At 57.4% G+C, this 23,164-nt stretch carries 22 protein-coding genes and 4 tRNA genes; 17 read left to right on the top strand and 9 right to left on the bottom strand.

What is annotated here, in order from left to right; genetic code table 11:
* Positions 1-7 precede the first annotated feature (7 nt).
* From modC to EA797_RS09665, 4 genes are read right to left on the bottom strand one after another with little or no spacing between them, the layout of a single operon-like run.
* Positions 8-1,099, bottom strand: coding sequence for a molybdenum ABC transporter ATP-binding protein (gene modC, locus EA797_RS09680; protein ID WP_122165002.1), 1,092 nt, complete (start codon positions 1,097-1,099; stop codon positions 8-10).
* Positions 1,096-1,776 carry a molybdate ABC transporter permease subunit gene (modB, locus tag EA797_RS09675; protein ID WP_122165001.1) on the bottom strand — a complete coding sequence of 227 codons (681 nt, stop codon included), beginning with the start codon at positions 1,774-1,776 and terminating at the stop codon, positions 1,096-1,098. Before modB ends, modC begins: the two co-directional genes overlap by 4 nt.
* Positions 1,776-2,540 (bottom strand): molybdate ABC transporter substrate-binding protein, encoded by a 765-nt coding sequence (gene modA / locus EA797_RS09670; protein WP_122165000.1) that lies wholly within the window; start codon positions 2,538-2,540, stop codon positions 1,776-1,778. The genes modB and modA overlap by 1 nt, the downstream gene beginning before the upstream one ends.
* Positions 2,541-2,549: 9 nt before the next feature.
* A complete protein-coding gene (locus tag EA797_RS09665) occupies positions 2,550-3,362 on the bottom strand; it encodes a TOBE domain-containing protein (RefSeq protein ID WP_122164999.1) in 813 nt (270 codons plus the stop codon).
* A 151-nt stretch (positions 3,363-3,513) separates the two neighbouring features.
* Here EA797_RS09665 and EA797_RS09660 point away from each other — a divergent pair, with 151 nt between their 5' ends.
* A complete protein-coding gene (locus EA797_RS09660; protein ID WP_122164998.1) occupies positions 3,514-4,062 on the top strand; it encodes a glutathione peroxidase in 549 nt (182 codons plus the stop codon).
* 42 nt (positions 4,063-4,104) lie between these two features.
* Here EA797_RS09660 and EA797_RS09655 read toward each other — a convergent pair whose 3' ends face one another.
* On the bottom strand, positions 4,105-5,370 hold the full coding sequence (locus tag EA797_RS09655; RefSeq protein WP_122164997.1) for an OmpP1/FadL family transporter: 1,266 nt from the start codon (positions 5,368-5,370) through the stop codon (positions 4,105-4,107).
* A 155-nt stretch (positions 5,371-5,525) separates the two neighbouring features.
* The gene (locus tag EA797_RS09650) at positions 5,526-6,386 is read right to left on the bottom strand and encodes a sulfurtransferase (protein WP_122164996.1); all 861 of its coding nucleotides are present in this window, start codon (positions 6,384-6,386) and stop codon (positions 5,526-5,528) included.
* Positions 6,387-6,534: 148 nt separating this feature from the next.
* Between EA797_RS09650 and rnd the strand changes: the two genes are divergently transcribed.
* From rnd to EA797_RS09595, 11 genes are all read left to right on the top strand, one after another.
* On the top strand, positions 6,535-7,659 hold the full coding sequence (rnd, locus tag EA797_RS09645) for a ribonuclease D (RefSeq protein WP_122166218.1): 1,125 nt from the start codon (positions 6,535-6,537) through the stop codon (positions 7,657-7,659).
* Positions 7,656-7,949: a YcgL domain-containing protein gene (locus tag EA797_RS09640; RefSeq protein ID WP_122164995.1), complete on the top strand. Its 294-nt coding sequence runs from the start codon at positions 7,656-7,658 to the stop codon at positions 7,947-7,949. The genes rnd and EA797_RS09640 overlap by 4 nt, the downstream gene beginning before the upstream one ends.
* Before the next feature lie 118 nt (positions 7,950-8,067).
* Positions 8,068-8,517: a YcgN family cysteine cluster protein gene (locus EA797_RS09635; RefSeq protein ID WP_122164994.1), complete on the top strand. Its 450-nt coding sequence runs from the start codon at positions 8,068-8,070 to the stop codon at positions 8,515-8,517.
* Positions 8,518-8,569: 52 nt separating this feature from the next.
* A complete protein-coding gene (locus EA797_RS09630; RefSeq protein WP_122164993.1) occupies positions 8,570-9,796 on the top strand; it encodes a hypothetical protein in 1,227 nt (408 codons plus the stop codon).
* A 97-nt stretch (positions 9,797-9,893) separates the two neighbouring features.
* The gene (ltaE, locus tag EA797_RS09625; RefSeq protein ID WP_122164992.1) at positions 9,894-10,898 is read left to right on the top strand and encodes a low-specificity L-threonine aldolase; all 1,005 of its coding nucleotides are present in this window, start codon (positions 9,894-9,896) and stop codon (positions 10,896-10,898) included.
* Between the two features lie 179 nt (positions 10,899-11,077).
* A complete protein-coding gene (gene alaS, locus EA797_RS09620) occupies positions 11,078-13,702 on the top strand; it encodes an alanine--tRNA ligase (RefSeq protein WP_122164991.1) in 2,625 nt (874 codons plus the stop codon).
* A gap of 146 nt (positions 13,703-13,848) precedes the next feature.
* Positions 13,849-15,084: an aspartate kinase gene (locus tag EA797_RS09615; RefSeq protein ID WP_122166216.1), complete on the top strand. Its 1,236-nt coding sequence runs from the start codon at positions 13,849-13,851 to the stop codon at positions 15,082-15,084.
* A gap of 183 nt (positions 15,085-15,267) precedes the next feature.
* Positions 15,268-15,453, top strand: a complete 186-nt coding sequence (csrA, locus tag EA797_RS09610) for a carbon storage regulator CsrA (RefSeq protein WP_003283978.1) — start codon at positions 15,268-15,270, stop codon at positions 15,451-15,453.
* 62 nt (positions 15,454-15,515) lie between these two features.
* A tRNA-Ser gene (locus EA797_RS09605) sits at positions 15,516-15,606 on the top strand.
* Positions 15,607-15,714: 108 nt separating this feature from the next.
* A tRNA-Arg gene (locus tag EA797_RS09600) sits at positions 15,715-15,791 on the top strand.
* A gap of 68 nt (positions 15,792-15,859) precedes the next feature.
* Positions 15,860-15,936: transfer RNA gene (locus EA797_RS09595), tRNA-Arg, on the top strand.
* A 50-nt stretch (positions 15,937-15,986) separates the two neighbouring features.
* On the opposite strand, the gene EA797_RS09590 is transcribed toward EA797_RS09595, so the two are convergent.
* On the bottom strand, positions 15,987-16,478 hold the full coding sequence (locus EA797_RS09590; protein WP_122164990.1) for a DUF4124 domain-containing protein: 492 nt from the start codon (positions 16,476-16,478) through the stop codon (positions 15,987-15,989).
* Between the two features lie 311 nt (positions 16,479-16,789).
* Here EA797_RS09590 and mgtE point away from each other — a divergent pair, with 311 nt between their 5' ends.
* The 4 genes from mgtE to EA797_RS09570 all read left to right on the top strand — a co-directional run bounded on the left by mgtE (position 16,790) and on the right by EA797_RS09570 (position 21,567).
* On the top strand, positions 16,790-18,238 hold the full coding sequence (mgtE, locus tag EA797_RS09585) for a magnesium transporter (RefSeq protein WP_122164989.1): 1,449 nt from the start codon (positions 16,790-16,792) through the stop codon (positions 18,236-18,238).
* A 135-nt stretch (positions 18,239-18,373) separates the two neighbouring features.
* The gene (locus EA797_RS09580; RefSeq protein WP_122164988.1) at positions 18,374-18,616 is read left to right on the top strand and encodes an OadG family protein; all 243 of its coding nucleotides are present in this window, start codon (positions 18,374-18,376) and stop codon (positions 18,614-18,616) included.
* Between the two features lie 22 nt (positions 18,617-18,638).
* On the top strand, positions 18,639-20,420 hold the full coding sequence (gene oadA / locus EA797_RS09575; protein WP_122164987.1) for a sodium-extruding oxaloacetate decarboxylase subunit alpha: 1,782 nt from the start codon (positions 18,639-18,641) through the stop codon (positions 20,418-20,420).
* 10 nt (positions 20,421-20,430) lie between these two features.
* A complete protein-coding gene (locus EA797_RS09570; RefSeq protein WP_122164986.1) occupies positions 20,431-21,567 on the top strand; it encodes a sodium ion-translocating decarboxylase subunit beta in 1,137 nt (378 codons plus the stop codon).
* A gap of 184 nt (positions 21,568-21,751) precedes the next feature.
* Here the strand turns inward: EA797_RS09570 and EA797_RS09565 are convergent, their stop codons facing one another.
* Together EA797_RS09565 and EA797_RS22180 are read right to left on the bottom strand one after the other, a co-directional pair.
* Positions 21,752-22,078 (bottom strand): Arc family DNA-binding protein, encoded by a 327-nt coding sequence (locus tag EA797_RS09565; protein ID WP_122164985.1) that lies wholly within the window; start codon positions 22,076-22,078, stop codon positions 21,752-21,754.
* Positions 22,079-22,288: 210 nt separating this feature from the next.
* Positions 22,289-22,471, bottom strand: a complete 183-nt coding sequence (locus EA797_RS22180) for a PA3371 family protein (RefSeq protein WP_369426637.1) — start codon at positions 22,469-22,471, stop codon at positions 22,289-22,291.
* 550 nt (positions 22,472-23,021) lie between these two features.
* Between EA797_RS22180 and EA797_RS09560 the strand changes: the two genes are divergently transcribed.
* Positions 23,022-23,098: transfer RNA gene (locus tag EA797_RS09560), tRNA-Arg, on the top strand.
* The last annotated feature ends 66 nt before the right edge of the window (positions 23,099-23,164 follow it).

Below are 23,164 nucleotides of genomic sequence, written 5' to 3'. Positions count from 1 at the left end.
AGTTGGCCTAACCGAGCAGTGCCACCGTTTTTATCTGCGCCCAAAGCTGCTTGCCGACCACGACGCCAAGCTGGTCGGCCGAACGGCGAGTGATGCGCGCCAATAGCGGAGTCTCCTGTGCGCTAAGGCGAACCAGGACATGGGCGGGCGTATCGGCGGTCACGAGTTCTTCAACGCGCACCGGTAGCAGATTGCTGATGCTGGTGCCTTCTGCCCGGTCCAGTGTGAGGCTGACGTCCCGAGCGTGGACGCGAAAGCGCAACCGATGCCCCGGTGCCTCGTGCCGTAATGAGACCAGCACCTCACCGCCGCTGAAGCTCAAGCGAGTGAGGTGATAAGCCGGGTCGTGCCCAGCTATTACGGATTCGATGACCACACCTGCATCCTCACTGAACGCGGTGGGCAGATCGAGGCGGGTCAGGGTTTCGTGCAGTGGACCCTGAGCAACCACCCGGCCTTCGTCCAGAAGGACAAGGTAGTCGGCGAGTCGGGCGACTTCGTCCGGTGCGTGGCTGACATACAGCACGGGGATGTCCAGCTCGTCATGCAGCCGCTCCAGATATGGCAGGATCTCCTGCTTGCGCTTCATATCGAGCGCGGCGAGTGGCTCGTCCATCAGCAGCAATCGAGGGCTCGTTAGCAGAGCGCGGGCTATGCCGACCCTCTGTCTTTCTCCGCCTGAGAGCCGTTCCGGCATGCGCTCAAGTAACGGCCCGACGCCCAGCAGCTCGACAGCCTTGTCCCAGGCAACTCGTCTTTGCTGCGGGCTGATGCGCTTCATTCCGAATTCGAGGTTGCCTCGCACTGACAGGTGCGCGAACAGATTGGCGTCCTGAAAGACGTAGCCGATCGTGCGCTTGTGGGGAGGCACGAATAGGCCGAGTTCAGAATCCTGCCAGCACTCGCCATTGATCTGTAACTGACCTGTAGCGGTGCGCTCCAAACCGGCGACGCAACGCAGACAACTGGTTTTTCCCGAGCCGGATGGGCCGAAGAGTGCAGTGATACCTCGACCTGGCATTTCCAGATTCACGTCCAGGGCAAAGCCGGGATGGTCGAGGTGAAGCTTGGCTCGTATACCGCTTAGGCTGTTGCTCATCCGCGCCACCCCTGTCGCAGCCGGCTGCCATACAGCACCAGCAGTACCAGAAAGGAAAACAGCAGCATTCCCCCGGCGAGCCAGTGCGCCTGGGCATACTCCATGGCTTCGACATGGTCGTATATCTGTACGGAAAGTACCCGGGTCTTGTCCGGGATGTTGCCGCCGATCATCAGCACCACGCCGAACTCACCCACGGTGTGTGCAAAGCCCAGGATGGTCGCAGTGACGAACCCGGGGCGGGCTAGGGGTAGCACGACGGTAAAGAATGTATCCAGAGGGCCGGCGCGCAGCGTGGCCGCCGCTTCAAGGGGGCGTTCGCCGATGGCTTCGAACGCATTTTGCAGAGGTTGCACGACGAAAGGCAGCGAGTAGAACACCGAGCCCACTACCAGACCGGCGAAGGTGAAGGGCAGAACACCCAGGCCAACCGACTGAGTCAGCTGCCCAACCGGGCCGTTGGGGCCCATGGCTACCAGCAGGTAAAAGCCGAGCACGCTAGGCGGAAGCACCAACGGGAGGGCCACGACTGCGCCAATAGGCCCCCTCAAGCGTGAGCGGGTGCGCGCCAGCCACCAGGCTATGGGCGTCCCGATCACCAGCAGAATCAGGGTGGTCACGCTTGCCAGTTTCAGCGTGAGCCAGATTGCGGAGATCGCCACATCGTCCAGCAGCATTAGCGGGCTTGGCTCCGGTTGTAGCCGTACGCTGCGATGATCGAAAGCGCGTCTTCGCTCTTGAGATAGGCCAGCAAGTCGCGTGCGGCCTCGCTGTCCTCTGCGTGCGAAAGCAGCACGGCATCCTGGCGGATGGGTGAATGTAGTTCGGCGGGCACCACCCAGGCCGAGCCCCCGCCGATCTTCCCTTCACCATCAACCACTTGAGACAGCGCGACGAAGCCCAGCTCCGCGTTACCGCTTGCGACGAACTGGTGTGTCTGCGCGATGTTTTCTCCCTGCACCAGCTTTTCACGCAGGGTCTCTTCCAGGCCGAGTCGCTTCAGTGTGGCCTGTGCAGCAGCTCCGTAAGGTGCCGTCTTTGGATTCGCCAGCGCGAGGTGCTTGAACGATTGCTGACCAAGCACGGCGCCCTGATCATCAACATAGCCTTCTCGCGCCGACCAGAGCACCAGCGTCCCGATCGCGTAGGTAAAACGCGTATCCCGGACACCTTCGCCGTCCTGTTCCAGCATCGCCGGAACCTTGTCGTCGGCAGCGAGCAGTACATCGAAGGGCGCGCCGTTGCGGATCTGGGCATATAGCTTGCCGGTCGAGCCCAGAGAGAGCAGCAGGCGATGGCCGCTGTTCTGCTCGAAGCGCGAGGCGATTTCTTGCATCGGTGCGGCGAAGTTGGCTGCTACCGCGACTCGCAGGGTCTCGGCATGGCTGGCGATGGGCAGGCTGATCAACAAAGAGATGATCAGCAGGCGAAGGGGGCGCATAAGGGCTCCTCAATCGATGGCTATGATTACGTGGGATGCCTTGATCAGGGCGGTGCAGGGTTGGCCGATGGCCAGGCCAAGCGTTTCGGCACTTTCATTGGTTATCACGGCACCCAGCGTGCGATCACCCTCAAGCTTGAGCCTGACTTCGCAGCTGACGGTGCCAGCCGTCAGCCCGCTGATCGTGCCTGTTAGACGGTTGCGCGCACTGATCTTGACCTCCGGATCAGGCGACAACAGAACGAAACTGGCCTTTATCAGCGCCATTGCCATCTTTCCGGGTGCCAATTGAAGCTCGTCGATGCTGTCATTCGTCAGGGTGGCACTGATCGTCTGACCATGTCCGATATCGAGGCTGACGCTGCCGTTCACCGCGCCTTTCTCAAGGTACGTGATGCGGCCGCGAAACTGATTGCGAGCACTGGTTTTCATGGCGATTGCCCTGAGTAGCCTGTCGATGTCTTCGAACCCATCGATCCCTCGCGCCACATGCGAGAGAAACCTTTCATATTCATGCTGCATGCGCTGCCAGACGTGCAGCATTTCTCGCCCGAACTCGGTGAGCTGCGTGCCGCCACCTTTGGCGCCGCCGGCAGCACGCACCACCAGCGGCCGTTCGGAAAGATTGTTCATAGTATCGACGGCATCCCAGGCAGCCTTGTAGCTGAGCTTGACCGCCTTCGCCGCGCGAGTGATCGACCCGGTTTCCTCGATCTGAACCAGCAGCTCGATGCGTTTTCCGCCGAGATAGCCTTTTTCGCCGCGGTTGAACCAGAGCTGACCATCGATGCGTAACGGTTCGAATTGTTGGGGGTCGCTCATGGGGGGCTCCTGGCAGGAGTGAGTATTCTGGCAACCGTTATATAGACCTGTATATAGCGAACTCTTTCCCGTGCAGTCGAAGAATGAGGCGGCCGTTGTTTCGGGACCTGCTCGGGAGTAGCGTGGTGTCGATTACGTCTGGAGCCTGGTCATGAAAATAAAACTGCTTGCCGCTTCGCTTGCTCTGGCCTTGCTGGCCGGCCCTGTGGCTGCGGAACAATGTGCGGCATTACTTGAGCATGAGTTGCCGAAGCTTCGATCGAAGGAAACCATCAATCTGTGCGACCAGTTTCAGGGCAAGGCGCTAGTGGTGGTCAATACGGCCAGCTTCTGTGGCTTCGCCCCCCAGTTCAAAGGCCTCGAAGGGCTCTACCAGCGGTACAAGGACGATGGCCTCGTGGTGCTCGGTGTGCCGTCCGATGACTTTTTCCAGGAGTCGGACGATGCGGCCGAAACGGCTGAGGTTTGCTACGTAAATTACGGCGTGACGTTTCCGATGGCGCAGACGCAACCGGTGCGAGGCAGCGACGCGATTCCGCTATTCAAGGAATTGGCCAAGGAGGCCGGAGGGGCGCCACGCTGGAATTTCTACAAGTACGTGGTCGATCGCAACGGAAAGGTCGTGGATTATTTTTCCAGCAAGGTGGAGCCGGATGATCCGAGTCTGATAGCTGCTGTGGAGAAGGCGTTGGGCAAGTAACGAGGATGTGTGCCCCGACCGAACGGTCGGGGCGACGGTGCATCAGAAGCGGTAGCTCACCGCAGCGCCAAAACCGTGTGCGCTGTTCTCGTAAGTAGAGTTATAAACGCCACGTGTTGCGCTTGTCTGCCGCGTCTTGACCTGTTCTTCCCACAAGTAGGAGTAAGCAAGGTCCACTGTCACGTCATCTGTAGGGTTCCAAGCCAAACCGAAGCTGACCGCGGTCCGGTCACCTGTAGGAATGCGTGGCGAGCGGTGCGTGTTGTTGGTTGGGCTTTGATCAAAAGCCAAGCCGGTACGAAGGGTCCATTCCTTGTTCAGTTTGTAAGCGGCACCGAGTGCATAGGACCAGGTGTCATGCCAGTCCTGTTCCTCGACAATAGTCCCAACACGCGGAACTATCGGAGCGGGCATGCCCGAGCTTTCAATACGGATCTCCTCCAGCCTGCTCCAACGGGTCCGCATTGCCCCCCCGTACAGGGTCCAACGATCGTCCAGCTCATGGGTCATCGAGACGTCGAGCGACTCTGGTGTCTCGAGATCAAGCGAAGCGTCGTAAGAGCCTGCGAACGGGCCGAAGCCAACGCCAGTAACTCGTGTCTTGCCTTCTAACTTGTAGTCGACCTTAGACCGGTAGGTAACACCAAGCCGGGTATGTGGCGTGAACTCATATAAAACGCCGAGGTTGAAGCCCACGGCAGTATCGTCGCCGGTGACTTTGATCCGTCCGTCATTAGCTCCTGGGGTGGCCGCATTAAGAACAGCGCTCTGAAGTTCACCATCGATGCGGTTGATGGTCGGACCAAAGCCGATCGACAATTGATCGTTGAACCGATAGCTGACAGTGGGCTGCACTGTGATGACGCGAACTTCACTGTAGTCGCCAAAGTACCGGCCTTGAAAGCCGCTCTCATAGTCGCTGATCAGGCCAAACGGCACATAGAGGCCTACGCCCACTGCCCACTTATCATCCAGCGGCTTGACGTAGTAGCCCATCGGAACGGCTGTGAACGGCACCATGTCGCCGTCATTGCTGCCGCTAGCCGGGAAGCTGCTGGTGTTCTTGATGTCCGTATTGGCATGAATGGCGGCCATGCCGAAGCTGACTTCTTCACGCTTGAGGCGCGACATGCCGGCAGGGTTGCCAAACAGCGTGGTGGCGTCGTCGGCGGAAGAAGAGCGACCGGCAAACGAGGTGCCCATGCCGCTGATGCTTTGCTCATTGAGGGCGAAACCGGCAGCCAGGGCCTGGGTAGAAAGGGCGCCTGCGGCAACTGCAATCGCGGTCTTCAACCATGTTGTTTTCATTGTTGTACTCCAGGGGAAAAAGCGGCTCGGACCCTATCAAGCTTCGCAGAGCTGTCGCAAACGAAAGAGTGCAATTTTTCGTAAATGACGACGATCGGCGGCGATACCTACACGAATGAGCAATAAAACCGAGAAGACAAAACTAGACCATCTGGTCAATCGGTTGCGCTTGTGCTGATCGGACGAACAGGGTTGGTGATCCATTCGCTCCAAGAACCCGGATAGAGTTTGGCCAACGGATATCCGGCGAGACACATGGCGAACAGATTGTGGCAGGCCGTCACGCCAGATCCGCAGTAAGCCACTGTCGTGCCCTCGGGGCGTCCTGCGAGGGTCGAGCGGAAGCGCTCGCGCAGCTCGTCTCCGCTCAGGAAACGCCCGCTGGCGTCCATGTTCTCGGTGAACGGGAAGCAAAGCGCGCCCGGGATATGGCCTGCGACCGGATCGATAGGTTCTTCCCTTCCCAGAAAGCGCGGCAGTGCGCGTGCGTCCAACAGGGTCAGGGCGGACCGATTCATCTGCTCCAGAACCTGGAATGCATCAACCACAAGGCCGTCATCCGGCTCGCCACTGAAATCACCGGATGCCAGCGCAGTAGCGCTGTCAGTCATTGCGCCATTGGCGTCTCGCCATGCCTTCAGTCCACCGTTCAGCAAGTACACGCTGTCACGCTTGCCCAGCCATGCCAGTAGCCACCAGGCTCTCGCGGCAAAGGCACCGTTGCCGTCGTCGTAGAGCACTACCTGGCTGTCGTCGTTCAGTCCGGCCGCGCGGAGGCGTTCGACCAGTCGTACCGGGTCGGGTAGAGGATGTCTGCCAGTCCGCTCAGGAGTCACCGGCCCGGACAGGTCTTTCTCCAGATCAAGAAACATCGCGCGGGGGATATGAGCTTGCGCGTAGCTGCGCTGCCCGTAGCTCGCGTCATCAAGCGAGAACCGGCAGTCCAGGATCCTCAAGTCTGGTTGTGACAGGCGCTCAGCCAGTTCGGTAGCGTCGATCAGTTGAGCAAGCGGCATGGTTTGGACTCCGTCTGAATTGTCGGGGGAACGTTACCACGCGCCTTCCGGCAAGGCCGATGAGGCGCTGCTTACGGCAACGCGCGATATATACTGCCTGCCTCTTCGCCCGCACGCCGGTCGTTTTACGAACAACAAGGAGGGCCTAGTGGCCATCGAAACTCAATGGGTGCTGGACGATGCGGAGTTGGCCCGCCTTTGTGCCGAGTGGCGGAAACTGCCTTATGTGGCGGTAGATACCGAGTTCATGCGGGTGGATACTTTCTACCCGATTGCAGCCTTGCTGCAGGTTGGCGACGGGCGTTGCGCCTATCTGATCGACCCTTTGCAGATCACCGACTGGAGTGCGTTTGCCGGTCTGCTGGATGACACATACGTGGTGAAGGTGCTTCATGCCTGCAGCGAAGATCTGGAAGTGCTTTGGCGGCTGACTGGCAGTCTGCCGGCGCCTTTATTCGACACGCAACTCGCGGCGGGTTATCTGAATATCGGCTTTTCCATGGGCTATTCCCGGCTTGTCCAGAGCGTGCTCGATATCGAGCTGCCCAAAGGTGAGACGCGCTCCGACTGGCTACAGCGTCCCCTGAGTGAAATGCAGGTGCGTTATGCGGCAGAGGATGCTCAGCATCTGGCCGAGTTGTACGAGGCTTTGCTGCCAAGGCTGTCCGAGGACAAGCAGAGCTGGGTTCTTGAAGACGGCGCCGAACTGGTAACCAATCTGCAGCGTGAAACCGATCCGGACGAAGCCTATCGAGAAGTCAAACAAGCCTGGCGTCTGAAGTCCAAGCAGCTGGCCGTACTGCGCGTCCTGACTGCCTGGCGGGAAAGGCAGGCGCGCGCGCGAAATCAGCCGCGTAACAGGGTACTGCGCGAGCACAGTCTATGGCCGCTGGCGCGGAACCAGCCGACCGACCTGGTGAGCCTGGCGCGAATAGATGACATGCATCCCCGTACTGTGCGCCAGGATGGCGAGACGCTGCTTGAGTTGATCCGAAGTGCTGCCACGACACCCGAGCAGGATTGGCCGGAACCATTGCCCGAGCCACTGCCGCTCGAGGCCTCAGGTCTGTTGAAGAAGCTGCGCGCCGTAGGCCAACAGCAGGCTCAAGCCATGGATATCGCACCTGAGCTCATGCTGCGCAAGAAAGTGCTGGAAGCGTTGTTGAAGTCCGGATACCCGAACGGACCTTATGAATTGCCTGATTCGCTTCGAGGCTGGCGTCGCGAACGAATGGGGCAAGCCCTCCTCGATGTGCTGGAAAACGAATCATGAAATACATCTGCTCCATCTATAGAAGCCCGCGCAAGGCTGGAATGTACTTGTACGTAGAACGCAGCGAGGCATTGGCGCGAGTGCCGGAGGCACTGCTGGCTGCGTTCGGTCCACCGCAGCTAGCCTTCGATATGGTGCTTACGCCCGAGCGCAAGCTCGCGCGGGAAGACATCACCACGGTGCTCGAGAATCTGGAAAAACAGGGTTATCACCTCCAGATGCCACCGCCTGATGACGACTACATCGAGCATCTTCCCGAAGAGCTGTTGCGCCGCAACGATCCGATATGAGTGTGGCAGGCTGACCACCTGTCGCGCTTCCGCCTCTCATGCGCCGCAGAGCGCGCCCAAGCTTGGCCGCATGCATGGCAATGGCTAGACTCGCTTTTTTATCTGAGACGGCTCTGTTATGGCAGCTAAGGTCGAACCCTTCTGGAAGCGCAAAAACCTCGCCGAGCTTGACTCGGCTGAGTGGGAATCGCTGTGCGATGGCTGCGGGCTTTGCTGTCTGCAGAAGCTCGAGGATGAAGATGACGGTAGCGTGTATTACACCCGCATCGCCTGCAAATTGCTCGATCTCAAGAGCTGTCGTTGTAGCGACTATCCCAACCGACGTGCCAGCGTGCCCGATTGCGTTCAGCTGACCGTATCGGACGCAGCTCAGTTCAAGTGGTTGCCGCCCACCTGTGGCTACCGGCTGGTCGCAGAGCGAAAGGATCTTCCCCTTTGGCATCATTTGGTGTGTGGTGATGTGGATGCCGTACATACCGAAGGGATTTCACAGTCCGGTCGGATGATTGCCGAGGGCACCGTTGCAGATGAAGATTGGGAAGATCATCTGATTTTTCGGGCTGGTTGAATCTCCCTTGTGCTGCGCCGTCTTAGCTCTGAACCTAATCTGGAGCCTTTCGATGCCCCTCCGTCAGTTGCCACTGATCGCCGCCCTTGTCCTGCTATTTGTTGCCCCGGCGCATGCGGCCAAGCAGGTCGATCTCGATTATGTAGTGAAATTCGTACCCGAGCGTGACGTCGCCGAGGTCGAGCTGTTGCTCGAAGACGGTAGCGCAGTCAGGCAGATTGATTTCAATCTCGGCAACGAAGGCTCGTACATCGATTTCGAAACAGACGCCGAGGGCAGTTGGGAGGAAAGCGGAGGACGAGGCGTATGGAGGCCAGTCTCGGGCAAGGCTCGATTGAGCTATCAGGTAAAGGTCAGCCATCAACGCAAGAGCGGGCGCTTCGACGCCCGAATGACCGAAGACTGGGCGCTACTGCGCGGGGATGATCTGGTGCCTGCCGGACGACTAGATCAGAAAGACGGCGTACGCCTTACTTCACGAATGACGGTCGTGCTGCCGGAAGGCTGGACGAGCGTGGAGACTGGCTGGCCGCGCATCGGCAAGAACCGCTTTCGCATCGACAATCGCGAGCGCCTGTTCGATCGACCAACCGGCTGGATCGTCGCCGGCAAGCTTGGTACTCGCCGGGTCAAGCTCGGTGAAACCGACGTAACGGTGGCGGCGCCGGTAGGCGAGGGGCTAAGGCGGATGGATATAGTGACCATGATGACCTTCGTCTGGCCTGAGCTGCAGAGCGTATTTCCCCGTGATCCGAAAAAATTGTTGGTGGTAGGTGCCGGCGACCCCATGTGGCGAGGTGGCCTGTCCGGGCCAAATTCCTTGTTCATGCACGCTGATCGTCCGTTGGTCAGTGAGAATGGCACCAGTTCACTTGTGCACGAACTTGTCCATGTATTCAGTCGCATCACAGATGCCGACCGGAGCGACTGGATCAGTGAGGGCTTGGCCGAGTACTACGCAATCGAACTGGTGCGGCGTGCTGGTGGCATGAGCGAAGACCGTTATCAGCTTGTGCGCGAGCACCTGACCAAGTGGAGCCGCAAGGTCGACACCCTACGGACCGAGCACTCTACTGGCCCGGTCACAGCAAAAGCCGTGCTGCTGTTGCAGGATCTCGATCGCGAAATTCGTACTCGAAGTAAAAGTCGCCACTCGCTTGACGATGTCGCCCGCGGCCTGATGCGCCTGAACAAGGTGACGACGGAAGATTTCATCGACATCAGTGAATCGCTTCTGGGTGGTGGATCCAAGGTCCTGGATACGCGACTGCTGCGTTAGGGCTGGTGGGTGGAGAAGTGGATGGCTCAGGCTCACAAAACCATCGGGTCGAGCGCCAGGACTGCGTTTCTCATCGCGAGACTCAAAAGGAAAATCCATGACTCACATCGATTTGCGCAGCGATACGGTAACCCAGCCCACATCAGGAATGCGGGAGGCCATGCTGACCGCGCCCACCGGCGATGACGTTTACGGTGAGGATCCGACGGTTCGGCTGTTGGAGCAGACCCTTGCATCCCAACTCGGATTGGAGGCCGGGCCTTTCGTACCCAGTGGCACCATGAGCAATCTGCTCGCGCTCATGGCGCATTGCGAGCGGGGTGATGAATACATCGCCGGCCAGCAGTCGCATGTTTACAAATACGAGGCCGGCGGTGGCGCCGTGCTGGGTTCGATTCAGCCCCAGCCCGTCGAGATGGAAGCGGATGGCACGCTGGACCTCGATCGTGTCGCAGCGGCGATCAAGCCGGATGACTTCCATTTCGCCCGCACGCGCTTGCTCGCTCTGGAAAACACCATGCACGGCAAGGTTCTGCCACTCGAATACCTCGAGGCGGCAAGGGCGTTTACGCGTGAGCGCGGGCTTGCATTGCATCTTGATGGCGCGCGGCTCTTCAATGCCGTGGTCAAGTTGGGTTGTCAGGCCCAGGACATCAGCAGGCATTTCGATTCAGTATCGGTATGCCTGTCCAAAGGGCTGGGCGCTCCTGTTGGCTCCGTACTGTGCGGTGATGAAGAACTGATCGCCAAAGCGCGCCGGCTGCGCAAGATGGTCGGCGGCGGTATGCGGCAGGCTGGCGTGCTGGCTGCGGCCGGGCTCTATGCGTTGGAAAACCAAGTGCAGCGCCTGGCAAGGGATCATGAGCGCGCGCTGGCCATTGCAGAAGGACTGATGTCGCTGGGTTACCCAGTCGAGCCGGTGCAGACCAATATGGTTTATGTGCAGATTGGGGATCGCGCAGGAGCGCTCAAGGCCTTTTGTGCCGAGCGTGGAGTGCTCCTGACGGCTGCTCCTCGACTGCGGCTGGTGACTCACCTGGACGTGCGAGCCGAGCATGTCGATCCTGTAGTCGAGACCTTCGCCGCGTTTGCCAAGGCATAGCTCCTGATCGCTGTCGAATAGCTTGATTCAATCTTATTTATCCCCTATGCGCGCGGCGTTCGCCCGATATAATGCGGCCCTTTGCCGGCTATCCAGGTGGGTAGTTGTGAACCGGCGTTCGGTCCTGTTCCGTCGTGTCGTTTTACAGCCGTTCGGCCGATGTCTTCTGGAAGAAATCTATGAAAAGCGCAGAAATCCGTGAAGCCTTCCTCCGCTTCTTCGAAGAGAAGGGCCACACGCGTGTGGCCTCCAGTTCGCTGATCCCAGCGAATGATCCGACCCTGTTGTTCACCAATGCCGGCATGAACCAGTTCAAGGACTGCTTTCTCGGTCTGGAAAAACGCGCTTACACCCGCGCCACTACCAGCCAGAAATGCGTACGTGCCGGTGGCAAGCACAACGACCTGGAAAACGTCGGCTATACCGCACGGCATCACACCTTTTTCGAGATGCTCGGCAACTTCAGTTTTGGCGATTACTTCAAGCGCGACGCCATTTCCTACGCCTGGGAGTTTCTTACCTCGGAAAAGTGGCTGAACCTGCCCAAGGAAAAGCTCTGGGTCACCGTTTATGCCAGCGATGACGAGGCCTATGACCTCTGGACCAAGGAAGTGGGCGTTCCAGCCGAGCGCATGGTGCGTATTGGCGATAACAAAGGTGCGCCATACGCCTCGGATAACTTCTGGGCGATGGGTGATACCGGCCCTTGCGGTCCTTGCACCGAGATCTTCTTCGACCATGGTGAGCATATCTGGGGTGGACCGCCAGGTTCTCCAGAAGAAGACGGCGATCGCTACATCGAGATCTGGAACAACGTTTTCATGCAGTTCAACCGCACCGCCGATGGTGTGATGCATCCGCTGCCAGCGCCAAGCGTGGACACCGGCATGGGGTTGGAGCGCATCAGTGCAGTCCTGCAGCACGTCAATTCCAATTACGAGATCGACCTTTTCCAGAATTTGCTGAACGCGGCTGCTCAGGCTATCGGCTGCAGCAATGAGGGTCAGGCTTCGCTCAAGGTCGTGGCTGACCACATCCGCTCTTGCGGCTTCCTGATCGCTGATGGCGTCACGCCTTCCAATGAAGGACGCGGTTACGTGCTTCGGCGCATCGTGCGTCGTGCCTGCCGGCACGGCAACAAGCTGGGCGCCAGAGGCAGCTTCTTCCACAAGATCGTCGCCGCGCTGGTTGCCGAAATGGGTGATGCTTTCGCTGAGCTGAAAACTCAGCAAGCGCATATAGAGCGTGTGCTCAAGACCGAGGAAGAGCAGTTTGCCAAGACGCTTGAACAGGGCCTCAAAATTCTCGAGCAGGATTTGGCTGAGCTGCAGGGCGGCGTCATTCCGGGAGAGCTGATCTTCAAGCTGTACGACACCTACGGTTTCCCTGTCGACCTAACCGGTGACATCGCCCGCGAGCGCGGACTGAAGCTGGACGAGGAAGGTTTCGAGCGCGAAATGGAGGCTCAGCGCGATCGTGCACGGGCGGCGAGTGCTTTTGGCATGGACTACAACAGTCTGGTCAAGGTTGAAGGCGAGACACGCTTTACTGGCTACCTGGGGACCTCCGGCAAGGGCAAGGTACTGGCCTTGTTCAAGGAAGGCATGGCGGTGCAGAGTCTCTCGGCTGGTGAGGAGGGTGTGGTCGTGCTAGACGAGACGCCGTTCTACGCCGAGTCAGGCGGCCAGATAGGTGACTGCGGATATCTAGCTGCGGAAGGTCTGCGCTTCGATGTGCGCGACACCAGTAAAGCCGGTGGCGCCTTTCTGCATCACGGTATCCTGGATAGCGGCAGTCTGCAGGTCGGCGCGTCGGTCGAAGCTACAGTCGACGCGTCGGTGCGTCAGTCCACTGCGCTCAACCACTCTGCGACACATCTGCTGCATGCTGCATTGCGGCAAGTTCTCGGTGATCACGTCAGTCAGAAGGGCTCGCTGGTAGACAGCCAGCGGCTACGCTTTGACTTCAGCCATTTCGAAGCGATCAAGCCCGAACAGCTGAAGACCCTTGAGGACATGGTCAACGCCGAGATCCGTAGCAATTCGGCTGTGGAGATCGAAGAAACCGATATCGAAACAGCGAAGGGCAAAGGAGCCATGGCGCTGTTCGGCGAGAAGTACGGTGACCGGGTGCGTGTGTTGACCATGGGCGGCGGCTTCTCCGTCGAGCTCTGCGGCGGCACCCATGTCAAACGTACCGGCGACATCGGCCTGTTCAAGATCATCAGTGAAGGCGGTGTAGCCGCCGGTGTGCGACGCATCGAGGCTGTCACTGGCGAGCAGGCTCTGGCTTATCTGAACAGTGCTGAGGATCAACTGAAAGAAGCGGCAGCATTGGTCAAGGGTAGTCGTGACAACCTGCTGGACAAACTGGGCGCGATGCTGGAGCGCAATCGCCAGCTGGAAAAAGAGCTCGAGCAGCTCAAGGCCAAGGCGGCCAGTGCCACCGGAGACGACCTGGCTGGCTCCGCTGTCGAGGTGAGTGGCGTTAAGACACTGGCCGCGCGCGTGGATGGTCTGGACGGAAAGGCGATGCTGGCGTTGGTTGATCAGCTGAAGAACAAGCTCGGCAGCGGCGTCATTCTGCTGGGCGGCGTGCAGGATGAGAAGGTAGTGCTCGTGGCGGGTGTTACTCAGGATCTCACGGTTCGTCTGAAGGCTGGGGAATTGATGAAGCAGGCCGCTGCGATTGTTGGCGGGAAAGGCGGCGGCCGGCCGGATATGGCGCAGGGCGGTGGTAGCGATGCGGCTCGGCTGGAAGAAGCGCTCGCGACTGTTCAGGTATTCGTGGGGCAGGGCGCGTAACAGGGAGGGGGATTCGATCCTCCCGCCGTGATCACAGGGTGGCGACGCGCTGATTGCGAGCCGGGTAGCGCTCATCGGAACGGAACGCCTTGCAGCGCCAGAAGATTGATTAATAAGCGCCCATGACGGGCTTAGGCGGCAATGAAATGGCTTTGATCGTACAGAAGTTTGGTGGCACCTCGGTGGGATCCGTCGACCGCATCGAGCAGGTGGCGGCGAAGGTCAAGAAATTCCGTGATAACGGTGACGACATCGTCGTGGTGGTTTCGGCGATGAGTGGTGAGACCAATCGCTTGATCGACCTTGCCAAGCAGATCAGCGAACAGCCGGTTGCTCGTGAATTGGACGTGATGGTGTCTACCGGCGAGCAGGTCACTATTGCCCTGCTCGCCATGGCCTTGATCAAGATCGGCGTTCCCGCCGTATCCTATACGGGGAGCCAGGTGCGGATTCTCACCGACAGCGCTCACACCAAGGCTCGCATCCTTCAGATCGATTCTCAGCAGATCCACAAGGAGTTGAAGGCAGGCCGTGTCGTTGTCGTCGCAGGCTTCCAGGGGGTAGACGAGGCGGGCAACATCACGACGCTGGGGCGCGGGGGGTCGGATACGACAGGCGTTGCGCTGGCTGCAGCCCTTAAGGCTGACGAGTGTCAGATCTATACCGACGTCGACGGGGTATACACCACCGATCCAAGAGTCGTGGCCAAGGCTCAGCGCCTCGATAAGATCACATTCGAAGAGATGCTCGAGATGGCAAGTCTCGGCTCTAAGGTCCTGCAGATCCGTGCAGTCGAATTCGCAGGCAAGTACAGCGTACCGCTGCGCGTGTTGCATAGTTTTCAGGAGGGTCCTGGAACCCTCATTACCCTTGATGAAGAGGAATCCATGGAACAGCCCATCATTTCCGGCATTGCCTTCAATCGTGACGAAGCCAAGCTGACCATTCGTGGTGTGCCGGATACTCCCGGGGTGGCCTTCAAGATTCTCGGCCCGATCAGTTCGGCGAACGTCGAAGTCGACATGATCGTGCAGAACGTTGCCCACGATAACACCACCGATTTCACTTTCACCGTACACCGCAACGACTACCACAACGCGCTCCAGGTGCTGGAAGGCATAGCGCGCGACATGGGCGCTCGAGAGGTGATTGGGGACGTGGACATCGCCAAGGTCTCGATCGTTGGCGTAGGCATGCGCTCGCACGCTGGTGTTGCCAGCCGTATGTTCGAGGCGCTGGCAAAAGAAAATATCAATATCCAGATGATCTCAACCTCTGAAATCAAGGTCTCAGTGGTGATCGAAGAAAAGTATCTGGAGTTGGCGGTAAGGGCATTGCACACCGCTTTCGAGCTGGACGCCCCTGCTGGAAAAGGGGAGTGAACTGGCAAAAAAGCGATTAATTCGCGCCTTCCGTCGATTTAGATGGAATAAAAGGAACTTTACACTCGCTGTCGCTGGTCAATAGCTGGTGAAAGGCTCTAGGTTCACTGTCTCGCGGAACATTATCCGTTTTTATCTTTGCAGACTGTTTACTGAATTGAATCCGTTTTTAAGGAGAAAGGAATGCTGATTCTGACTCGCCGGGTCGGAGAGACCCTGATGGTGGGTGACGATGTGACTGTCACTGTACTGGGTGTCAAAGGAAATCAAGTGCGCATTGGAGTGAATGCACCCAAAGAGGTGGCGGTCCATCGCGAGGAGATTTATCAACGGATCCAGAAAGAAAAAGATCAAGAACCAAGCCATTAAAATTTAAGTGATTTTTGGCTTTGCAAGCGGGGCTAAGATGGGTATCATGCGCCCCGTGTTGCGGAGAGGTGGCCGAGTGGCCGAAGGCGCTCCCCTGCTAAGGGAGTACATCTCAAAAGGGTGTCGGGGGTTCGAATCCCCCCCTCTCCGCCATTTTGCAGAAGTAAGTGGTGGTTCGGTTAAGGTCTTGTTTTGATGGTAAATCATTGATTCAAAGAGCTTGACCAGAAAAATCAGCAACTTATAATGCGCACCCTCAGTGCACTCATAGCTCAGCTGGATAGAGTACTCGGCTACGAACCGAGCGGTCGGAGGTTCGAATCCTCCTGAGTGCACCATTTTTGTCAGGTTGCATTAATGTGATTTGATGTTGTACCCAGCGGTGATCTGGTTATAAATCACTTTTGCACTCATAGCTCAGCTGGATAGAGTACTCGGCTACGAACCGAGCGGTCGGAGGTTCGAATCCTCCTGAGTGCACCAAATCAAAAAAGGGCCTGCAGCAATGCAGGCCCTTTTTTTCGTCCTGCTATTTAACCTTTGCCACCAACACAGCCGTATTGATCGAAGTTGACCGTACGAGTTCGGCCTTTTCCGTTGCTATAGCGGTACTGCACTTTCCCATTGCGGCTGGTGACTGAGTCTGGTGTGCCAAACGCGCTTTCGACATCTGCGCGATTCATGCCAGGAAGAACCCGTTGTTTTATCAGTGCGTCCCGTTTTGCGCTCCCAGTGATGAGATTTCCGCAACCGTCGTCCTGAGTGCCGACGACTGTAATGCTGCCAGATGACACGTCCTGGCGAGCTTTGCTTCTCTTAATCGGTTTGGCTAAAGGAACCGCTTTCCCGGAGCCTGGCGTCTGGTTCACTGCCTCTTGGACGCGAGCGGCCTGATCTGTTGGACACCCTTGATGAGTGAAGGTGAGGTTGCCGTACTCGTCACTGCAACGATAAATGCTGGTGGCGACTGTTGGAGTGGCCCATAAGAGCAGCACGCAGCAGCTCCCTGCGATGAGTTTGTTCATGGTCGTCCTCCTTGACGATTGATCAAGCCTCAGACTAGCCAAATATTTATTAGCTTGCCGCAGTGCCTTCCAGCAACGTGAATACGTCGACACTGGTAGCCAGATGTCTTCCGTCGCTACGCAACCAATTGTATTGCCAGCATTTCACGGTCGTGCTTGCCGTGTGCAATGGTATTATTGCGCGGTCCGCCCGTTCGGGCTTCTGGATCCCTCTCATGGATTTGCCCAGTAGTCGCATCACAATTTCGCTTGCCAATCACGTATTGAATGATTGATCCCCTGGCGCACCGACCGCTGGGGTGGAGTGCGCCATGACCGAAGTAGAAGCAAAAAAGCCACAGGAAAGTCTCCAGGATCGTCTGGCGCAAGTAATCGAACTGCTCCAGCGACATCGGATCGTTGAAGATCTGGCTCATCGTCAGAGTCAGGATGGGCAGCACCAGGATCTGGTCGAGAATCTAGTGCACCGCCAGAATCTGGTAGAGCTACAGCGAAAGCTGGAGGCCCTGCATCCCGCCGACATTGCTCATATCCTCGAAGCGCTGCCGCTCGATGACCGTCTGACGGTCTGGCAGTTGGTCAAGTCTGACCGGGACGGAGACATCCTGCTCGAGGTCTCCGACGCTGTACGTGAGACGTTGATCGCTGACATGGACGATCACGAGCTGCTCGCAGCTGCCAAGGAAATGGATGCTGACGAGCTGGCCGACCTGGCAGCTGAGCTGCCTCGGGACGTCGTCCATGAACTCATGGAGACTCTTGATGCGCAGCAGCGCGAGAGAGTGCGGTCGGCGCTTTCCTATGAGGACGACCAGGTCGGAGCACTGATGGATTTCGAAATGGTCACTATCCGTGAGGATGTGAGTCTCGAAGTCGTGCTGCGTTACCTGCGCAGGCTAAAGGAGCTTCCTGGCCATACTGACAAACTGTTCGTGGTGGACTATGACGGCGTGCTGAAAGGCGTCTTGCCAATCAAGCGTCTGTTGGTCAACGACCCCGAGCGACATGTTGCAGAAGTCATGGCGAGCGATCCGGTGACATTTCATCCGGATGAAGATGCTTACGAGGCCGCTCAGGCGTTCGAACGATATGATCTGGTGTCGACTCCGGTGGTCGACAAGAGCGGCAAGCTGATCGGGCGACTCACCATCGACGAAATGGTCGACCTGATCCGCGAGGAAAGTGAGACCGAAGTCTTAAACATGGCGGGTCTGCGTGAGGAAGAAGACATCTTCGCCTCCGTGTGGAAATCTTTGCGTAACCGTTGGGCTTGGCTGGCGGTCAACCTGGTCACCGCATTCATCGCTTCGAGGGTCATCGGGCTCTTCGATGGGTCCATTGAAAAGTTGGTGGCGCTTGCGGCCTTGATGCCGATCGTTGCCGGGATCGGCGGCAACTCTGGTAATCAGACCATTACCATGATCGTTCGGGCTATGGCATTGGATCAGATGGGAACCGGCAACAGTGCGCGGCTGCTGCGCAAGGAAGCCGGGGTCGGCATGCTGAATGGCTTGATATGGGGTGGGGTTATTGGTGTTGTCGTCTACTGGCTATATGGAAGCTGGTCGCTGGGGGTGGTGATGACCGCCGCAATGACGCTCAACCTGCTGCTTGCTGCACTTATGGGCGTTTTGATCCCGGTAACGCTCGCCCGAATGGGACGTGATCCCGCTCTGGGCGCCAGTGTCATGATCACAGCCGTGACAGACAGTGGCGGCTTCTTCATTTTTCTGGGCCTGGCTACCGTTTTTCTCCTCTGATCCCTTCTATCTGCGGCGACTTGGCGTTTGCCTTGCGCCTGTTATTCGGGCTACTGTTCGGAGGTTTCGCATCAGCGAAGCCTCAACTTTAAGCGAATAACAGGCGGCCCGAGCTGCTGATTAAAAGGGAATCCCATGACCCCCAGCGAACTCCTGCTAGAAGGTGTCGAGCTTATGCTGTTCGGCATAGGCTCCGTCTTCGTCTTCCTCGTGTTGTTGATCGTCTGCATTCGCTTGATGTCGGCTGTAATTGGTAGATTCGACAGTGCGCCTATCGCCCAGCCGGCATCAAATGGTCCTGCTGCGACCGAAGCGGACGCAGACCTTCTAGCGGCTATCCAGACTGCCATCCATCAGCACCGCGCTCGTCGTGGTTGATCCAGAACAGGGAGTTCCCGTCATGACCTCTGCCAAACAACCGCTCGGCATCACCGATGTGGTGCTTCGTGATGCGCACCAATCCATTCTCGCGACGCGCGTCCGCCTTGAGGACATGCTTCCGATTGCCAGTAAGCTTGACCAGGTTGGGTTCTGGTCTGTTGAGTCTTGGGGCGGTGCAACCTTCGATGCATGTATTCGCTATCTTGGTGAAGATCCTTGGGAGCGCATTCGCGAGCTGAAAAAGGCCATGCCAAACACCCGGCAGCAGATGCTGCTACGCGGTCAGAATTTGCTGGGTTACCGGCACTACGCAGATGATGTGGTCGAAAAGTTCGTCGAGCGCGCAGCTGTCAACGGCGTAGATGTGTTTCGCGTCTTCGATGCCATGAATGACGCACGTAATCTGGAAACCGCACTTCGCTCTGTCAAGCAGCATGGCAAGCACGCGCAGGGCACTATTTCTTACACCACCAGCCCGGTGCATACCCTTGATATGTGGCTTGATCTTGCTAAGCAGATCGAGGACATGGGCGCCGACTCCGTGGCGATCAAGGACATGGCTGGCATTCTTACGCCGTACAAGGCGTATGAGCTGGTGTCGCGTCTAAAAGCCAGCCTATCGATTCCAATTCACATGCAGTGCCATGCCACCGCAGGCCTTTCGACGGCGGCGATCCTCAAGGCAGTAGAGGCGGGGATCGATAACGTCGATACCGCAATTTCTTCGCTCTCGATGACTTACGGGCACTCGCCGACCGAATCAGTAGTGGCGATCTTTCAAGGCACGGAGCGAGACACCGGCCTCAATCTTGAATTGCTTGAAGAGATCGCGGCTTACTTCCGTGAGGTACGCAAGAAATATGCAAAATTCGAGGGTACGCTCAAAGGAGTGGATTCCCGCATTCTTGTAGCTCAAGTACCAGGCGGCATGCTGACCAATATGGAGGGTCAGCTGAAAGAGCAGGGGGCCCTCGACAAATTCGACCAGGTGCTTGCCGAGATTCCACGCGTACGCGAAGACCTCGGTTTCATTCCGTTGGTTACGCCGACATCGCAGATCGTGGGCACTCAGGCAGTGATCAACGTCCTCACCGGTGAGCGCTATAAGTCCATCACCAAAGAAACTGCGGGCATTCTCAAAGGCGAGTATGGGGCAGCACCCGCGCCGTTCAATAGCGAACTTCAGCAGCGTGTGCTCGATGGCGCGGACGTTATCACCTGCCGTCCCGCAGACTTACTGCAGCCGGAGATGGACAAGCTGACCGCTGAGCTTAAAGCCATTGCTCAGGAAAAAAGCATCAAGCTGGCCAGGGACGAAATAGACGATGTGCTTACCTACGCATTGTTTCCTCAGATTGGGCTGAAGTTTCTTGAGAACCGTGGCAATGCTGCTGCCTTCGAGCCGATGCCGACTGGTAAGGAGCTGCTCGCACGCGAAGCGAATACTCCTGAGGTTTACACGGTGGAGGTCAATGGGAAGTCTTTCGTGGTTCAGGTCAATGAAGGCGGCGATATCGAGGGGATCAAGCCGATCGGCAGCGAATCAGGCGTAGCGCCTGCAGCGGCTTCTGCGCCTTCAGTTGGCAAAGGCGAGCCTCAGCCCGCCCCGTTGGCCGGTAACATCTTCAAGGTGCTTGTGCAGCCAGGGCAAGCGGTTCAAGAGGGGGATCTGGTCCTCATTCTTGAAGCGATGAAGATGGAAACCGAAATCCGTGCATTCAAGGCCGGTACCGTCTCCAGTGTGAGCGTAAAGGTCGGCGATGCGGTGTCAGTGGGCGATTGCCTACTGACCATCGCTTAAGGAGTGCTACATGGATAAGTTGCTCAAGCTATGGCACAGCACCGGCTTGTATCATTTGGAGGCCGGCCAGTTACTGATGATCGTGGTGTGTCTGGCATTGATTTACCTGGCGATCCGTAAAGGCTTCGAACCGCTGTTGCTTATTCCGATAGGCTTCGGAGGGGTGCTCGCCAATATCCCTGTGGCCAACATGGCAGAGGGTGCTGGGATATTGCACCTTTTCTATGAGGTTGGGCTGCCTACAAGCGTATTTCCCTTGTTGATCTTCATGGGGGTGGGGGCAATGACGGACTTCGGTCCGATGCTTGCCAATCCTAAAACCCTACTGCTCGGTGCGGCTGCGCAGTTTGGCATCTTCGCCACTTTGCTTGGTGCATTGGGGTTGGCCGCTATGGGGATCCCGGGCATGGAGTTCACTCTGCGTGAGGCTGCGTCCATTGCCATAATCGGCGGCGCCGATGGTCCCACATCCATCTTTGTCACCGCCAAGCTTGCGCCGCATTTGCTAGGGCCGATCGCTGTTGCTGCCTATTCCTATATGGCTTTGGTGCCATTGATTCAGCCACCCATCATGCGAGCGCTCACGACCAAAGAGGAGCGCGCAATCGTTATGACGCAGCTGAGACCTGTGGGGCAGGCCGAGAAAATCGTGTTCCCGTTAATGCTCGCGCTGTTGGTTGGCATGCTGTTGCCGGATGCCGCTCCGCTGGTTGGCATGTTCGCTTTCGGAAACCTACTGCGCGAGTGCGGTGTGGTGGATCGCTTGGCTGATACTTCGCGCAATGCGCTTATAAATATTGTCACCATTGCGTTGGGCCTGACGGTCGGCTCCAAGCTGTCCGCAGAGGCGTTCTTGCAGATGAAGACGCTCGGGATCCTGGTGCTAGGCATGGTTGCATTCTGCGGGGGCACCGCTGCCGGCGTGTTGATGGCCAAGGTGATGAATATGTTCAGTACGAACAAGATCAACCCTTTGATCGGATCGGCAGGGGTCTCGGCCGTACCGATGGCAGCGCGCGTGTCGAACAAGGTCGGGCTGGAAGCCAACCCACAGAACTTCCTGTTGATGCACGCGATGGGGCCAAACGTGGCGGGGGTAATCGGTTCGGCTGTGGCGGCCGGTGTGCTGCTCAGCTTCGTGGGTTGATGCGAGTCGGCTATTAGCGACCACTGAACAACGGGTGCCTGTGTCGATGAGATGCAGGCATTTTTTTCGCTTGTAGGTTGGCCGGCTGCAAGTCGTCAACAACCAGCCATATGCTTTGTGGTAAACGGCAAACGCCCCGACTTTTCCGGGGCGTTAGTGGAGCTTGCAGGCTGTTTTCAGATCATCAGTCTTCGTCTTTCGAAGCTTCAGTATCTAGCGCGATCAGTGCAATCAAAGCGTTCTGCTGGCGGTGTGCAAGCTGGCGGAATCGTTGAAGCAGCTCTCGTTCGTGAAGTGTCAGGTCCGGGCTGTCCAAACGCATCGCTGAATCGTCATCAAGCGCGCCTTCTTGCAGGAGGCTTTGCTCTAGGCGGGCAATGATCTCAGAATTCATACTGCGATGATGGTTGCGCGCCACTTCAGCGATACGCTCTCGCATCCCGTCTGGTAGCCGAACCACGAATTTGTCAGCCGTGCGGCTGGAATAAACTGCCTGCTTCATAGGGCGCATATTAAACCGGATAGTCAGGTGGGAGATGGTGGCTTAGTGCCGTTCTAGTCACCGGTCTGACACCAAACAGCGCGTGCTGTTCCACGACTTACTGAAAAGATCAAGGCGACTTTATGGCGTCAATCATACGACGACAGTATCGCTTGTTAAAGCAGGCGAGTGATGGCTAATCGCCTGTATTGTGATGAGGGTTTCAAAACTACGAGGATGCTATCGCAGAATTGGATCGAACTTGAACCGCCGCCCTATAACCAATGAAATCACAAAAAAAACACCGAAGACTGCAGTCAACCCTTCCGTAACCGTACTCCAATGTCCCGGCAGGATTGTTCCTATGCTGAGCAGCCCGCACAGCACACACAAGACTAAAAAAGCACATCCATAAATCGACATTTGAATCTCCTATAGAACCTACCATTACCGTCCGCTGTCTTTAAAACACCCACCGCTGCGGCTGCACCGGTTGGTTAGGTCCAGTATTGCTCATGGTGTTCGCAGGCATCACAGTTCTGTGAATGGCAACTGGAGATGGTTTAGCGGTTACCGAAGTCTGCTCAGACGTGGGTGCGGAATCCAGAAGCGACATGGCAAACGCGGCCATAACTGCAGTGCTCAAAAAGTGGGCTGGGCGTAGCATCGGGCGTCTCCATCGCGTTGTGTCCAGATATATAAGCATCTGGCGTGCCAGGAGTCGTTTGAAAATAAAACCTTATAAATCAATAGCATACGATGATGTTGATTGCATCGTGCATGCGAAATGCAAGATGCTGAAGCTATGCCCGTGCAAAATGCAATGATATCTCGGTCATGGTCACTCCGCGCCAGAGATTGTCGGAATCGAGATTGCTCGTTAGGGGCTACAACGTGCGTATAAGAATTCATTTCTGCACGGGGTGTACATGACAAACGAGCTGATGATCGTTAACATGCTGCCGCCTTTCATGTCCCAGTAGCTCAATTGGATAGAGCATCCCCCTCCTAAGGGGAAGGTTGTGAGTTCGAACCTCGCCTGGGACACCAGTCAGCCTTTAACAACATCAGTGCAGCCATGCGTGATGCGAATCGCGGCCAGTCAAATGCACCGGC

The organism is Stutzerimonas zhaodongensis, assembly GCF_003696365.1.
Classification (GTDB): Bacteria; Pseudomonadota; Gammaproteobacteria; order Pseudomonadales; family Pseudomonadaceae; genus Stutzerimonas; species Stutzerimonas zhaodongensis.
This window is presented reverse-complemented; position numbering and strand designations above follow the sequence as displayed.

Coding starts and splice junctions, on each gene's coding strand:
- modC (WP_122165002.1), bottom strand. CDS start 1,099: ATGAGCAACAGCCTAAGCGGTATACGAGCCAAGCTTCACCTCGACCAT.
- modB (WP_122165001.1), bottom strand. CDS start 1,776: ATGCTGCTGGACGATGTGGCGATCTCCGCAATCTGGCTCACGCTGAAA.
- modA (WP_122165000.1), bottom strand. CDS start 2,540: ATGCGCCCCCTTCGCCTGCTGATCATCTCTTTGTTGATCAGCCTGCCC.
- EA797_RS09665 (WP_122164999.1), bottom strand. CDS start 3,362: ATGAGCGACCCCCAACAATTCGAACCGTTACGCATCGATGGTCAGCTC.
- EA797_RS09660 (WP_122164998.1), top strand. CDS start 3,514: ATGAAAATAAAACTGCTTGCCGCTTCGCTTGCTCTGGCCTTGCTGGCC.
- EA797_RS09655 (WP_122164997.1), bottom strand. CDS start 5,370: ATGAAAACAACATGGTTGAAGACCGCGATTGCAGTTGCCGCAGGCGCC.
- EA797_RS09650 (WP_122164996.1), bottom strand. CDS start 6,386: ATGCCGCTTGCTCAACTGATCGACGCTACCGAACTGGCTGAGCGCCTG.
- EA797_RS09640 (WP_122164995.1), top strand. CDS start 7,656: ATGAAATACATCTGCTCCATCTATAGAAGCCCGCGCAAGGCTGGAATG.
- EA797_RS09635 (WP_122164994.1), top strand. CDS start 8,068: ATGGCAGCTAAGGTCGAACCCTTCTGGAAGCGCAAAAACCTCGCCGAG.
- EA797_RS09630 (WP_122164993.1), top strand. CDS start 8,570: ATGCCCCTCCGTCAGTTGCCACTGATCGCCGCCCTTGTCCTGCTATTT.
- ltaE (WP_122164992.1), top strand. CDS start 9,894: ATGACTCACATCGATTTGCGCAGCGATACGGTAACCCAGCCCACATCA.
- alaS (WP_122164991.1), top strand. CDS start 11,078: ATGAAAAGCGCAGAAATCCGTGAAGCCTTCCTCCGCTTCTTCGAAGAG.
- EA797_RS09615 (WP_122166216.1), top strand. CDS start 13,849: ATGGCTTTGATCGTACAGAAGTTTGGTGGCACCTCGGTGGGATCCGTC.
- csrA (WP_003283978.1), top strand. CDS start 15,268: ATGCTGATTCTGACTCGCCGGGTCGGAGAGACCCTGATGGTGGGTGAC.
- EA797_RS09590 (WP_122164990.1), bottom strand. CDS start 16,478: ATGAACAAACTCATCGCAGGGAGCTGCTGCGTGCTGCTCTTATGGGCC.
- mgtE (WP_122164989.1), top strand. CDS start 16,790: ATGACCGAAGTAGAAGCAAAAAAGCCACAGGAAAGTCTCCAGGATCGT.
- EA797_RS09580 (WP_122164988.1), top strand. CDS start 18,374: ATGACCCCCAGCGAACTCCTGCTAGAAGGTGTCGAGCTTATGCTGTTC.
- oadA (WP_122164987.1), top strand. CDS start 18,639: ATGACCTCTGCCAAACAACCGCTCGGCATCACCGATGTGGTGCTTCGT.
- EA797_RS09570 (WP_122164986.1), top strand. CDS start 20,431: ATGGATAAGTTGCTCAAGCTATGGCACAGCACCGGCTTGTATCATTTG.
- EA797_RS09565 (WP_122164985.1), bottom strand. CDS start 22,078: ATGCGCCCTATGAAGCAGGCAGTTTATTCCAGCCGCACGGCTGACAAA.
- EA797_RS22180 (WP_369426637.1), bottom strand. CDS start 22,471: ATGTCGATTTATGGATGTGCTTTTTTAGTCTTGTGTGTGCTGTGCGGG.